We start from the raw sequence: 13138 nt of genomic DNA on the forward strand, positions 1-13138 counted from the left end.
TCGGCAAACTGGGGGTTGGTATGACCGCACTTCGCATCATGACGTTCAACGTCCAGCTGCTCCCTTTGGCGGCGGTGATTGCCGCCGCCCAGAGCGACGAGGCGGTCGAACGGGCTGAGCGGGCCGCTGAAGCGATCCGCGGGATGCCGCCCGACGAACAGCCGGATGTTATCGCGTTCAACGAGGTGTTCAGTGAGGACGGCCGAAACACACTGAAGAGCTGGCTCGTCGGGCGTTGGCCTCACTTCATCGAGAAGCTGCCGGGCCCCGGTCCGCGCGAAGACGCAGGGGTGATGCTGTTCAGTCGGTTCCCGTTCAGGGCTCTGCCAACCGGAGACTTCTTATACGAACGCTACTATCAGGATAGCGCCGGCGACGATGCAATGGCCAACAAGGCAGTGGGCATCGTCCAGATCGATGAACCGCTCGCGAGAACGACCATCGCCTTCACTCACCTGCAGGCGTCCTATGACTACGAGGACCAGCACAGCGAAGTTCGCGCAAGTCAGCTCGACGAGATCCAATCAGCACTCGAAACGGTGCTCGCAGGTGATCCTGGCGATCGCGGCAGGGTCATCGTTATGGGCGATTTGAACGTCCGGGGTGACAATCGAGCAACGGCCGGCGAACGGGGGATCCTTTTCGAGCAGGGCGGGACGACCCTTTGTGGGCCCTATATCGACGGTTGGCGGACCTACATTCAGTCGCCACAGGGGGACCGTCTCGACCAAGGGATCACGAACGTCGACTACAAGGACCCCGAGCTCCGCCAAAGGCTCGACTACATGTTCTTCTGCCGTCGAGACGCCGCGGAAACCGTACTCGTTCCCCAGCAGATGCGGGTTCGCTTGCGAAACTCGTCCGACCACTTTGCGCTCGAGGCGGTGGTGAACGAGTACACGCCCCACTGCGTGCCGTCCGAAGCCATCGACTTCCTTGCCGTGCAACCGAAATCCGGCGGCCAGGATGGACTTCCGACCTCGCTGCGGACACGAGACCTGAGCTTCGATTTTGACGGCACGTACCAATGGTTGTTCGTCGACACGCCCGGCACCTACTCGCTTTTTTCCAGCGCCAACGTGACGTTTGAGGTCTATCAGCTCTCGGACATGAGCCACCCCGTCCAGCGCGTCGAGGTCCTGGACCGGCGGCTGTTACCCACCGACCTGAAGAACGCCTTTGTCGAGCACCGCTTCGAGATGAAGGGCGACACCTTCGCGTGCAGGGAGCCATTCCTGGTGCTTACAAAGACGGTGGACGGTCGAAAGGGAAGTGGCGAGATCGGCATGATCGAGCACCGCGGCGAAAGCGATGTGACGGCAATCGAGCTTCTGCTTCACCAGGATGTCGAATCGAGCTTTCCGCCCAATCAGATCCTCGGAGACGAGGATCAGTGCTGGTTCCGAGCCCATATGCCCCGCACGCTGCAGGGGATCACCAGGAACGAGACCTTCCTCATCTACAATCCCAGCGGGGGAACCATAACGGTCAGCATCGTCAATGACGATCTGCAGCCGACCAGTGCCGCGGTGTCTGGTTCCGACGAGTACCTCCTCCTCGAAGCGCCGTTCAAGGGTGGCGAGACCGTCTACCTCACCATCGAGCGGGACAGCCAGGACCTCACGGGTTTCTGGGTGAAATGGAACTGCCCGCTGTCGTTCATCGACCTTAACGAGCCGATCTTTTTCTACATCAACGACGAAAGTGGTTTCGACGTACCCGGCGCGGATACACCGGAGCTTCAGGTTAATGTCGACACGGGACTTCCGGTCTACGCAGGGAGATGGCCCGACGCCGACACCGGCGAACACTGGCCGGGTCTGGCCGAAGCGATCCGGAAGGAGATCGGCTGGAGGCTGCCGGGGGTAATGAGAGTGGGCTTCGTTGAAGGGATTTTCCTGACCTACATCGAGCCCGACTTCAACGCGCATGGATATGAGTTCGAGTTCATTGCCCCGCTTCCTCCAAGTGAGGTGGGCGTCGCGATCCGTACGATCTCCATGCCGGTCCCGGACGCGTTGTTTGACGGCCGGTACAGCTTCACCTGCACGATCACGCGGTTTCCGTAAGTCGAAAAAGAAACGGAACGCGCGTCTTGCCACGCCAGAGGTGGCTAGCTCGGGCGCCGGCCGTTGGCGTCCCGTACCAGCCGGCTCGCCACTTCATCGTCGCCTTTTGCCCTGCAGCTTTAGATAATCGATCGCGGCAGAGGGCGCAAAGGGATAGCGGGGTCACGAGGGCTGGGCGCAGGTTCAACCAGTATGACAGTACCTACGAGCGGCACTCAAATGTCCGCCTTGCGCCATAAACGGACGTTAGCCCCTGCGCACAGACTCTTTCGGGCTACAGCGCAATCGCTGCGCCGCGCCTCGGGGCTAGCTGTTGATCATCGGGGCAAGGGTGCGAACGGCGGTGCGAAGGGCCGACTCTGGCATGCTCGCGTAACTGAGCAGCAGGGTGCTCTCGGCAGGCGCGGCGCCGAGATAGTGCCGGCGCATGAAGCTCAGGCCAATGCCGCGCTTGTCGGCGTTCTCGAGGATCGTCGCCTCCTCGAGCCGCCGGGGGAAGCGCACGGTCGCGTGCAAGCCGGCTGAAATGCCGTCGACCTCGGCCTCGGGCAGTTCCGACCTGACGACAGCGAGGAGCGCCTCGCGACGGTCGCGGTAGACCGCGCGCATCTTGCGCAGGTGCCGATCATAGTCGCCGGTCGTGATGAAGTGAGCCAGGGAGAACTGCTCGATGCGGCCGCGGCCGCAATCCATCAGCCGCAATTCGTCCTCGAGCGTCAGCAGCAGATCGGCGGGGACCACCATCCAGCCCAGCCGCAGTGCCGGGGCAAGCGTTTTGCTCGCGGTACCGGCATAGACGACGTGGCCCGGCGCAAGGCCTTGCAGCGCACCGATCGGGGCGCGATCGTAGCGGAACTCGGCATCGTAGTCGTCCTCGAGCGCGACCGCGTTGTTGTCGCGAAGCCAGCTTGCGAGCGCGAGGCGACGTCCGCCGCTCATCACCACGCCGGTTGGCGATTGGTGAGCGGGTGTCAGCAGCACCGCCTGCGCCCCGCTCCTCGCCAGCGCCGCAACGTCGATGCCATCCTTGTCCACGGGGATGGGGATGAGCTTCAAGCCGGCAGCGAGCCATACGTCGCGGTCGTAGTAGCCCGGATCCTCAAGCGCGAGCCGCGTGACTCCACGACGCTTCAACGCCCGCGCCATGGAGGTCCGCGCCTGCTCGAAGCCGCTGGTGATCAGGATCTGGCGCGGATCGGCGCTGACGCCACGCACGCGTCCGAGATAGTCCGCCAACGCCTGGCGCAGGGGCAGGACTCCGTAGCGCTGTCCGTAGCCGAAGTCAGCGGGCGCCATCGCCTTGAGCGCAGCCTCGACCGCCTTCAGCCAGCGTGCGGAGGGGAAGGTCGACAGGTCCGGGCTGCCGGGTCGAAAGTCATAGCGGAAGGAGAGGGTCGAAATGCTCTCGGGCGGGAGATTGTCCTGGACTTGCTGGCCCGGCGCCGTATCCGCCACGCGTGGCACCGCGCCCTGGCGCAGCGCCAGGTAGCCTTCGGCGGCAAGCTGGGCGTAGGCTTCCATTACCAGCGGTCGCGAAATGCCCAGATCGCGGGCAAGGTCGCGGGTCGACGGCACCTCGCTCCCCGGTCGCAACGTGCCACCGCGGATGGCGTCGCGCAGTTGCCTTTCGACCTGGGCCTGCAGGGATCCTGCCCCTTGGCGATCCACGCTGATCAGCAGCTCGGCATCTCGACTGGACAAGTGTTCCCGCCTCAACTGGTCATTAAGTACCTACCCAGTTTGCCATAGCTTCCTCCTTGCCCGCTAGGGCGTCGAGCCCCGTGCAGAACAGGGCCGATCCGATCAGTCGAACCGTTGGAGAAGCAAATGGCCATCGCCGATTTCGCCCCCGCTGACCGTTCCGTCCAGTCACCCCTGGTCCGCGGTTACCATACGATCGTCCAGTTGCTCGCCGCCCGCCGGGCAGCGCGAGCCAAAAGGGACGCATTGCAGAACCTGCTCTTTGCGCCCGAGCACCTGCTGCGCGATGTCGGTGTCACCCGCGAGCAGCTGATCGAGCAGATCGGGCGCAAGGCCGCCACGCGCCAGACCTGGTTCCCGTACTGAGTTGGAGAAACTGACCATGCCCAAGCAAATCCTCTTCATTCAAGGCGGCGGCGACGGAACGCACGACGCCTGGGACAACAAGCTTGTCGCGAGCCTCGAAGCCGGACTCGGCCCGGACTATGCCGTCCGCTATCCGCGGATGCCGAACGAAGGCGATCCGAGCTACCCGGCGTGGAAAGCCGAGCTCTACAAGCAATTCGACGCGCTGCACGAGGATGCGATCCTCGTCGGCCATTCGGTCGGTGGTGCGTTTCTGATCCACGCCCTGGCCGAGCACCGGTCGAAGCGGAAGTGGAGTGCGGTCCTGCTCATCGCGCCCCCCTTCTTCGGTGCCGGCGGCTGGCCTGACGATGAAATCGACCCTGGGAAGCTGGCCGAGCTTACCGTCGACCTTCCCGTATTCCTCTACCACGGCGCCGCAGATGCTGAAGTCCCGGTCGAGCACATGAAGCTCTACGCGGCGGCTATCCCGCACGCCACGCCCCGTCTCCTCGCGGATCGGGATCACCAGCTCAACAACGACCTGGGTGACGTCGTGCGGGACGTCCGTGACCTTCAATCGCACTGACCCACGACGATCGACGCCTCGGCTGACGTGGCGCCACGCCCCAGGGGCACCGATCAAGGAGCGGGCGCGCTTTTGGCCAGTAGCGGACTTTGGCCGGTGTAGCACCCGCCGCGATGCCGGTGCGAAACCCGTGGCCAATCGAGCGGGGTTTACGCCTCATTAACCATGCAGGGCTAGCCTTAACCACTCAGTAAGGATCCCCTCCGTGAACAGCGCCGCACCTTCTATCCAGAAGAAGTCCATCCGTTTCCGGGCGCGCTCGTTTGTCGCCTTCGCGCTGACGCCCGAGGCACCGTTGGGCGAGTGGCTGGCTGGGCTGGATCGCTGGACCGAGAACTCGCCCGGGTTCTTTGCGGGTCGCCCGGTGGTGCTCGACCTCAATTCGCTGAAGCCGAATGCGCGCGAGATCGGCACGCTTGTCTCGCTGCTCGCCGACCGCGGAATTCGGGTCTACGCGATTGAGGCGGACGGAATCGAGGTTCTCGGCGCCGACCTGCCGCCCCTGCTCAAGGGGGCGAAGACGACGCTGCTCGACGAACCCGTCGGAAGGGCCGGCGGCGCCACGGAAAAGAATGCTGCGCCGGCCAAGAAGGACGATGCGGCCGAGCCGAAGTCGCTGATCATCAAATCGCCGGTCCGCTCTGGCCAGTCGGTGTTTCACCCCCATGGGGACGTTACGGTCCTCGGCTCGGTGGGCTCGGGTTCCGAGATCATCGCCGGGGGATCCATTCACATCTATGGCACGCTGCGCGGCCGCGCCTTCGCTGGCGCCGCCGGCAACGCCGAGGCGCGCATCTTTTGCCAAAAGAACGAGGCGGAGCTGCTAGCCGTCGATGGCTGGTATCGCACCGCCGACGACATGGAGCCGTCCTCGCGCGGCCGGCCGATACAGGCCTTTCTCGACAACGGCACGATTTGGATCGCAGCCCTCGACTAGTGAAGATTGGAGACAGGAACATGGCCAAGGTAGTGGTCGTCACATCTGGCAAAGGGGGCGTGGGCAAGACAACCTCGACTGCCGCTCTCGGCGCTGCGCTTGCCCAGATGGGGCAGAGGGTGGTCGTCATCGACTTCGATGTCGGCCTGCGCAACCTCGATCTGGTGCTGGGTGCCGAGCGGCGCGTGGTGTTCGATCTCATCAACGTCACGCAGGGCGTGGCGAAGCTCTCGCAGGCGCTGATCCGCGACAAGCGTCTCGACAGCCTGTTCCTGTTGCCGGCGTCGCAGACACGGGACAAGGACGCCCTCACCGAGGAAGGTGTGGCGCGGGTCATCGGCGATCTCAGGGAGAAGTTCGACTACGTGATCTGCGACAGTCCGGCGGGAATTGAGCGGGGCGCGCAGCTGGCGATGCGATTTGCCGACGAGGCGGTGATCGTGACCAATCCCGAGGTCAGCTCGGTTCGCGACTCCGACCGCATCATCGGGCTGCTCGACTCCCGTACCCTGAAGGCCGAGCAGGGCGAGAGCATTTCCAAATACATCCTCGTGACGCGCTACGACGCGGCGCGTGCGGCGCGCGGCGAGATGCTCAACATCGACGACGTGCTCGACATTCTCTCGACGCCGCTGCTGGGGATCATCCCCGAGAGCGAAGGCGTCCTGCGCTCCTCCAATGTCGGCTCACCGGTGACGCTCAACGAGCCCACCAACATTGCCGCGCGCGCCTATATCGAGGCAGCACGGCGGCTGAGGGGCGAGGATGTGCCGATGGTGCTGCCCGTCGACAGGAGAGGGCTTTTCGATCGGCTGTTCGGCAGGAGGGCGGCGTGAACCTGCTCGACCTTTTCAAAAGACGCGGTAGCGCACCCGTCGCCCGCGACCGGCTGCAGGTGCTGCTGGCCTATGAGCGGAACAACCGCAACCAGCCCGATCTCGTGGCCATGCTGCGCGAGGAGATCATGGCGGTGATCACCAAGCATGTGCAGGTCGATCAGGATGATGTCCGCGTGAGCATGGATCGCGGCGAGACGACGTCCACCCTGGCGATCGACATTCACATCCCAAACGCAGGCGCGCCGGCGCATTAGGCGCCGGCCGCGAACTGACAGTTCTGGTGCTGCCGGAACGCGAGGCGTTGGCGCTTCGCGCCAACCCAGGCGATTGGTCACGTTGGCGGGCGCAGGCCTCGCCCGGGCATACCGGGTTGCCGTGAACAATTGCGAACGAACGTCCCATGACTTACTGTCGATCGCGCCACCTGAATGCCTGTGCGACCCAATATTCGCTGAAATACTGCAGACGAGCACTTTAGACGCGAACCGGCTATTAGCCGACGGGGACGTGGCGATGCGCAGCACCATGCTGCCGGCGGCTTATGCGATGACGGCGGCGCTGCTCGCTTCGCCCGCGGCGGCCGCCAGCATCTTCTACAACCCGGATCTCAAGACGATCATCATCGATGGGACCATCGAGGCCAGCGACTTCGGCAAGATCCGCAACGCCGTTGCCGACGCCAAGGGCGCGGTGGTGGGGCTTTACCTCCACAGCCCCGGCGGCGACTTCATGACGGCCATCGAAATCGGCAGCTGGGCACGCCAGCAGCACCTTGCGACCTATGCCTCAGGCACCATGTGCTACTCGGCCTGCGCCTTCCTCTGGCTGGGCGGCGAGGCCCTCTACGCCAATGGCGTGGTGTCGCTGCACATGCCGTTCTACCGGACGTCCATGGTGACCATCGCCATCCCCGACGAGGGCGTGGCGGCTGCGGCCTGGTACCTCGCCAGCCTCGGTTACGATCGCAAGCTGATGGACGCCATGCTGGTGGTGAGCCAGACCGAGTCCAACGAGATGTTCCCCATCACCGGCCCCAATACCGCGCTCTTTCACATCAGCTACGAGCATCTGCCGGACGAAGGGCGCTTCAAGGAGGCACTGACGGCGGCCCGGGCCCGAAAGTCGGCAGAGCGGCTGAAGAGCCACCAGTAGCGGACTGCCTCTATGGTCAGGTTGCGAGCCCAAGGCGAGATGTGGAGTATCGCCGGGTGCAGCGGATCGGGAGGACCTCATGGCGCCACCAGCAGCAGTGCCGACGCTCAGTGAATGGGTGGGCGGCGAGGAGCGGATCGCGGCGCTGACCGCGCGGTTTTATCAGAAGGTGCCAGCCGATCCGGTGATCGGCCCGGTGTTTGCCAACATGGACCCCCGACACGCCGCGCATGTCGCGAGTTTCATCGCCGAGGTGTTCGGCGGCGGCACGCCCTACACCGACCACGGCGGCTCGCATACCGGGATGATCGCTCGCCATCTCGGCCGGGCGCTGACCGAGCAACAGCGGAAGCGCTGGATCGAGTTGATGCTGGAGACAGCGGATGAGGTGGGGCTGCCCAGCGACCCGGAGTTCCGGGCGGCGTTCGTCGGCTATCTCGAGTGGGGCACCCGGATCGCAGTGATCAACTCGCAACCGGGTGTGGCGGCGCCGACGGGTGATCCGCCGATGCCCGTATGGGGCTGGGGCCCGCCGGGTGGGCCGTATCGCGGGTGAAGCCGCCGGCCGGAGCTGCAGCGTGGCCGGTTCAGAACTCTTCGTGCGTGCGGGGATCGCCGTCGAACAGGCGGCCGTCCGGGCGGGAGAGCTGATTGATCGCCGCCATATCGGCGTCGTCGAGCTGGAAGTCGGTGACGGCGAGGTTCTCGCGGCGACGCGACGGAGTGGCGGACTTCGGGATGGGCAGGACGCCAAGCTGCAGGTGCCAGCGGAGGACGACCTGCGCTGGGGTGCGGTTGTGCTTCTTGGCGGCCGCGACCACCTGCGGTTCGGCGAGGAGGCCCGTGCCCTTGCCGATCGGGGTCCAGGCCTGGGTGAGGATGCCGCGCTGCTTGTCGGCGGCGCGCTGCTCGGGCTGGTTGAAATAGGGGTGCAGTTCCACCTGGTTGACGCTGGGGGTAACGCCGGTCTTGGCGATCAGCTGGTCGAGATGCTCGGGGAGGAAGTTCGAGACGCCGATGGAGCGGACGAGACCGCGCTCGCGGGCTTCGATCATGCCCTCCCAGGCTTCGACGAACAGCTGCTGGCTCGGGTTGGGCCAGTGGATCAGGTAGAGGTCGAGATAGTCGAGGCCAGAGCGGAGCACCGACTCCTCGATGGCCCAGGTGACGTTCGGCTTCTTGTGATGGCGGCCGGGGAGTTTTGAGGTGACGCGGATTTCCTCGCGCGGGATGCCGGACATGCGGACGGCTTTGCCGACGGCGCCTTCGTTTTCGTAGTTCACGGCAGAGTCGAGGAGGCGGTAGCCCTGGCGCAGGGCATCGGCCATCGCTTCGGCGCCGGCGACGCCGCGCAGCGCGTAGGTGCCAAGGCCGACGGCTGGGAGGGTCGTGCCGTCGTTCAGGGTGTGCTGCGGAAGAGGCATGTGGTGTTCCTGGGTTTGGGCTCAGGGCGAGATGGCCGCCCCCTCCACCGGCTACGCCGGTCCCCCTCCCCCGCCACGCGGGGGAGGATCACTGAGAGGCCGGTTGACCGATCAGGTCGCCTTGCCGGTGGGTGGGGCTTCGTCGCCGTTTTCGGGCATGTCGTCGAAGCTCGAGTAGTTCATGGTGTAAAGCTTGGCGTAGAGGCCCTGCTTGTTCATCAGTTGCTCGTGGTTGCCCGACTCCAGGAGCTCGCCGTTCTGCAAGACGATGATGCGGTCGGCGCCGCGGATGGTGGCGAGGCGGTGGGCGATGACGAGGCCGGTGCGGCCTTCGAGCAGGCGCTTCAGGGCACGCTGGATCAGCATCTCGGTGTAGCTGTCGATGTTCGCCGTGGCTTCGTCGAGGACGAGGATCTTGGCGTCGGCGACGAGTGCGCGAGCGAAACTGATCAACTGGCGCTGGCCGAGCGACAGGTTGCCGCCGCGCTGCTCGAGCTTGGTGTCGTAGCCATCGGCCAGCGACATGATGAAATCATGCGCGCCCACGGCCTTGGCCGCGTCGACGATCTGCTCGCGGGTGGCGGATTGCTTGTTGTAGCGGATGTTCTCGATCACCGTGCCGGTGAACAGGAACGGCTCCTGCAGCACCATGGCGACTTCGGCGCCGAGCGAGTCCTGGGTCACGTCGCGCACGTCGATGCCGCCGACGGTGACCGAGCCGTCCCACACATCGTAGAAGCGGTGGACCAGCGACATGCAGCTCGATTTGCCCGAGCCGGTGGGGCCAACGATGGCGACCGTCTCGCCCGGATTGACCCGGAAGCTGACGTTCTTCAGCACCGGCTGGTTCTTGCGATAGCCGAAGGTGACGTTCTTGAACTCGACCGAGCCGTCCATGGCGCCGGTGAGCGCGACGGCGTCGGGCTTGTCCTCGATGTTCACGGGGACATCGAGCACTTCGGTGATGCGGGTGCCGGAGCTCATGGCGCGCTGGAACACCGAATACTGCATGGTGAGCGAGCGGATCGGATCGAAAAAGCGCTGGATGTAGAACAGGAACGCCACCATCACGCCGACCTCGACCTGATGGCCGAGCACCATCTGGCCGCCGATCACGATGACCGTCGCCATCGAGATGCCGGTGAGGGTGTCGACGATCGGCACCATCACCTGCGCGAACTTGGCTGCGCGCAGGTGCGCCTTGAGGTTGGCGCGGGCCTTTTCCTCGTAGAGGTCGAAATTGACCTTCTGACGATCGAGGCTCTGCACGGTGCGGACGCCGTTGATGCCTTCGGCGAGGGCGCCGTTAGCCGACGAGTTGGTGTGGTGCGCCGCCATGAAGCTGACCTTGGCGGGCGGCAGCCAGAACAGGCGCACGATGAACAGGATCGGCATCGTCGCCATAGTGATCGCGCCGAGCATCGGATCGAGCCACAGCAGCACGCCGATGATGCCGAACAGCAGCACGATATCGCCAACGGAAAGCACTGAAGTTTCAAGGAACTCCTGCATGGAGTTCACGTCGCCCATCAGGCGCGACATCAGCCGGCCGACCTCGGTCTTGTCCATCCAGCTGAGCGACACGCGCTGCAGGTGCTCGAACATGGCGCGGCGCATGTCGAACAGCACGTCCTCGGCCGCCTTGCCGACCACGGACTCCTGGATCCAGCTGGCGGCGAAGTTGAAGGCGATGGTGACGGCGAAGCCGACGATGGCCCACAGCAGCACCACCCGGCCACCGCCGCCCGCCGCCATGCCGTTATCGATGGCGAAGCGGATGATCAGCGGGAAAGCCAGCTGCGTCAGGGTGAAGACCAGCACCGCGGCGACCGAGATGTAGATCTGCTTCTGGTACGGCTTCACGAAGGCCCAGATGCGGCGGACGATCTTGGGATCGTACGCCTTGCCGAACACCTCTTCCTCGCGGTCGAGGCTGGAGCCGACCACAGCGCGCGGCGGTCGCTGACGGCGGTCTTCGCTTTCGTCGTCGTTGACGGTCACGTCGCTCATTCAGCGGCCTCCAGATGGTCGTCGCCAGGCTTGACCTGGAGGTCGTAGAGGGCGCGGTAGCGGCCGCCCAGCGCGAGCAGTTCTTCATGCGTGCCGCGCTCGAGGATGGTGCCATCCTCGATGAAGAGTATCTGGTCGGCGTGCATCAGCGACGAGAGCCGGTGCGAGATGATGAGGGTGACGCGGTCCTTGGCGAAGCGCTTCATGGCCGTGCGGATGCGCTGCTCGGTGCCGGCATCGACAGCGGCGGTCGAGTCGTCGAACACCATCACCGAGGGGCGCAGCATCAGCGAGCGCGCGATGTTGAGGCGCTGGCGCTGGCCGCCGGAGAGCGAGACGCCGCGCTCGCCGACGATGGTCTCGTAACCGGTGGGCAGCCCGATGATGTAGTTGTGCAACTGTGCGAATTCCGAGGCGCGCGAGATCCGGCCCTCCTTCGCCCACGGGTCGCCATAGGCGATGTTGTTTTCGATGTTGGTGGTGAACAGGAAGGAGTCCTGCTGCACCACGGCGACCGCCTGCCGGAGGCTGGCGAGGGTAACGTCGCGCACGTCCTGGCCGTCGATGGTGACCTTGCCGCCATCGACATCGTAGAAGCGCGGGATCAGGTGGGCGATGGTCGACTTGCCCGAGCCGGGGCGGCCGACGATGCCGATGGTTTCGCCGCGGCGGCCCTCGAAGCTGACGTTCTGCAGCACCTTGCGGGTGGGCGCGCTCGGATAGGCGAAGTCGACGTTCTCGAACCGCACCGTGCCTTCGGTGACCTTCAGCGGCTGGGCGCCCGGCTTGTCCTTGATCTCGATCTCGAGGTCGAGGAAGGCGAACAGGCGATTGCCGCAGGTCGAGGCGCGGGCGAACGAGTTGACCAGCAGCCCGAGCTGGCGCACCGGCATCTGCAGGATGGTCATGAAGGTGAGAAACGAGGCGAGCGTGCCGACAGTCATGGCGCCGGACAGCACCTTTTCGCCGCCGACCCAGAGCACGAGGCCCATCGAGAGCAGGAAGCTGACGTTCATCATCGAGGTGCTGGAGACGCGGATATCGACGCGCTTGTGGGCCAGCGCCAGCGCTGCGTTGGAGGCCTCGTCGTACTTCTTCAGCTCATGGTCCTGCCCGGCAAAGGCCCGGACCACACGGATACCGCCGAGGTTCTCTTCCATGACGCGGCTGAGGTTCTGCAGCATTTCCTGCAGCGTCAGCCAGGTGGCGCGCAGCGTCAGTTGGGCGACTGACGAGCGCCAGGCGACAAACGGCGCAAAGCTGAGTGCCAGGATGCCCAGCAACAGGTCGGTCGACATCATCATATAGGCGCCGACGCCGATCAGGATGCTGAGCAGCACGACGCGCAGCACACCGGTGGCAAAGAACATGCGCACGCCCTCGAGGTCGAGCATGCCCACGGTGATCAGATCGCCGGTGTGGACCTTGTCGTGGTAGGAAAAGCTGAGGCGCTGGATCTTCTCGTAGACGGCGAGGCGGAGCTCATAAGCTGTGTGGTGACCAACGGCTTCGCCGAAATAGTTCATGGTCATCGTGAAGATGCCGCGGCCGATCGAGACGACCAGCAGGATCCACGCCGTGACCCACAGCGCGTCCACCGCCCCCGCTCCGCCATCGAGCACGCCCTCGGCCTGATCGACCGCCTGGCCGAGCAGCCGCGGCACCCATAGCTGCAGCACGCAGGCGATGATGGTGGAGGCGATGGTGATGCTTACCATCCAGGGGTGGCGCCAGGTTTGAACCATGATGCGCCATAGGGTGGTCAGTCCCTTGCCGGCCTGTGTGGCTTCGACATGTGACATTGCATCGCCAGGCGAATAGGCGCTGCGCGGAGCATTCGAGCTCAATTTGCGGGTCCAGACATTATGCATTTGGGCCTGCCCTCGCCGGAATATTGGCGGCAGACTCGGCCCTGTAGAACCAGAGGAAGACCCCATCTGTCGCGCCGATTTGCGTTCTGTTCAAGGCAGATATGCGGGCCCGATGGCCTTCTTTCGTATGAGCGCCGTACGGGTCGAGCATGATGTTGCACGAATGCAACCTCGCCCCCAAAGCAACGTTCAGGCCTAATG

At 64.7% G+C, this 13138-nt stretch carries 12 protein-coding genes; 8 read left to right on the top strand and 4 right to left on the bottom strand.

Translation table 11 applies throughout. The features are described from left to right. Positions 1-20: 20 nt before the first annotated feature. Positions 21-2069, top strand: coding sequence for an endonuclease/exonuclease/phosphatase family protein (locus AC1DYL_RS02525; RefSeq protein ID WP_477171942.1), 2049 nt, complete (start codon positions 21-23; stop codon positions 2067-2069). A gap of 306 nt (positions 2070-2375) precedes the next feature. Here AC1DYL_RS02525 and pdxR read toward each other — a convergent pair whose 3' ends face one another. Next, complete coding sequence (gene pdxR, locus AC1DYL_RS02530; protein WP_477171943.1) at positions 2376-3770, bottom strand: MocR-like pyridoxine biosynthesis transcription factor PdxR; 1395 nt, start codon at positions 3768-3770, stop codon at positions 2376-2378. A 126-nt stretch (positions 3771-3896) separates the two neighbouring features. On the opposite strand from pdxR, the gene AC1DYL_RS02535 reads away from it, so the two are divergent. The 7 genes from AC1DYL_RS02535 (at position 3897) to AC1DYL_RS02565 (ending at position 8188) form a co-directional block, all read left to right on the top strand. Beyond that, positions 3897-4136 (top strand): hypothetical protein, encoded by a 240-nt coding sequence (locus AC1DYL_RS02535; RefSeq protein WP_477148603.1) that lies wholly within the window; start codon positions 3897-3899, stop codon positions 4134-4136. 16 nt (positions 4137-4152) lie between these two features. Continuing rightward, on the top strand, positions 4153-4704 hold the full coding sequence (locus AC1DYL_RS02540; RefSeq protein ID WP_477171944.1) for an alpha/beta hydrolase: 552 nt from the start codon (positions 4153-4155) through the stop codon (positions 4702-4704). A gap of 205 nt (positions 4705-4909) precedes the next feature. Next, a complete protein-coding gene (gene minC, locus AC1DYL_RS02545; protein WP_477171945.1) occupies positions 4910-5641 on the top strand; it encodes a septum site-determining protein MinC in 732 nt (243 codons plus the stop codon). Between the two features lie 20 nt (positions 5642-5661). After that, entirely contained in the window at positions 5662-6477 is an 816-nt protein-coding gene (minD, locus tag AC1DYL_RS02550; protein ID WP_477148600.1) for a septum site-determining protein MinD, read from the top strand. After that, positions 6474-6734 (top strand): cell division topological specificity factor MinE, encoded by a 261-nt coding sequence (gene minE, locus AC1DYL_RS02555; protein WP_477148599.1) that lies wholly within the window; start codon positions 6474-6476, stop codon positions 6732-6734. Before minD ends, minE begins: the two co-directional genes overlap by 4 nt. A gap of 259 nt (positions 6735-6993) precedes the next feature. Then, complete coding sequence (locus AC1DYL_RS02560; RefSeq protein ID WP_477148598.1) at positions 6994-7632, top strand: hypothetical protein; 639 nt, start codon at positions 6994-6996, stop codon at positions 7630-7632. A 79-nt stretch (positions 7633-7711) separates the two neighbouring features. Further along, on the top strand, positions 7712-8188 hold the full coding sequence (locus AC1DYL_RS02565) for a group II truncated hemoglobin (RefSeq protein ID WP_477171946.1): 477 nt from the start codon (positions 7712-7714) through the stop codon (positions 8186-8188). Between the two features lie 31 nt (positions 8189-8219). On the opposite strand, the gene AC1DYL_RS02570 is transcribed toward AC1DYL_RS02565, so the two are convergent. The 3 genes from AC1DYL_RS02570 to AC1DYL_RS02580 all read right to left on the bottom strand — a co-directional run bounded on the left by AC1DYL_RS02570 (position 8220) and on the right by AC1DYL_RS02580 (position 12913). Then, a complete protein-coding gene (locus AC1DYL_RS02570; protein ID WP_477171947.1) occupies positions 8220-9056 on the bottom strand; it encodes an aldo/keto reductase in 837 nt (278 codons plus the stop codon). Positions 9057-9167: 111 nt separating this feature from the next. Next, entirely contained in the window at positions 9168-11066 is a 1899-nt protein-coding gene (locus AC1DYL_RS02575; protein ID WP_477171948.1) for an ABC transporter ATP-binding protein, read from the bottom strand. Then, positions 11063-12913, bottom strand: coding sequence for an ABC transporter ATP-binding protein (locus AC1DYL_RS02580; protein ID WP_477171949.1), 1851 nt, complete (start codon positions 12911-12913; stop codon positions 11063-11065). The genes AC1DYL_RS02575 and AC1DYL_RS02580 overlap by 4 nt, the downstream gene beginning before the upstream one ends. Positions 12914-13138: the final 225 nt, after the last annotated feature.

Source organism: Devosia sp. P1_H9, assembly GCF_056405135.1.

Bases quoted from the DNA above. Each gene is read 5' to 3' on its own strand.
- AC1DYL_RS02570 (WP_477171947.1), bottom strand. From the start codon at position 9,056: ATGCCTCTTCCGCAGCACACCCTGAACGACGGCACGACCCTCCCAGCC.
- AC1DYL_RS02525 (WP_477171942.1), top strand. From the start codon at position 21: ATGACCGCACTTCGCATCATGACGTTCAACGTCCAGCTGCTCCCTTTG.
- AC1DYL_RS02560 (WP_477148598.1), top strand. From the start codon at position 6,994: ATGCGCAGCACCATGCTGCCGGCGGCTTATGCGATGACGGCGGCGCTG.
- AC1DYL_RS02540 (WP_477171944.1), top strand. From the start codon at position 4,153: ATGCCCAAGCAAATCCTCTTCATTCAAGGCGGCGGCGACGGAACGCAC.
- minD (WP_477148600.1), top strand. From the start codon at position 5,662: ATGGCCAAGGTAGTGGTCGTCACATCTGGCAAAGGGGGCGTGGGCAAG.
- AC1DYL_RS02535 (WP_477148603.1), top strand. From the start codon at position 3,897: ATGGCCATCGCCGATTTCGCCCCCGCTGACCGTTCCGTCCAGTCACCC.
- AC1DYL_RS02565 (WP_477171946.1), top strand. From the start codon at position 7,712: ATGGCGCCACCAGCAGCAGTGCCGACGCTCAGTGAATGGGTGGGCGGC.
- AC1DYL_RS02575 (WP_477171948.1), bottom strand. From the start codon at position 11,066: ATGAGCGACGTGACCGTCAACGACGACGAAAGCGAAGACCGCCGTCAG.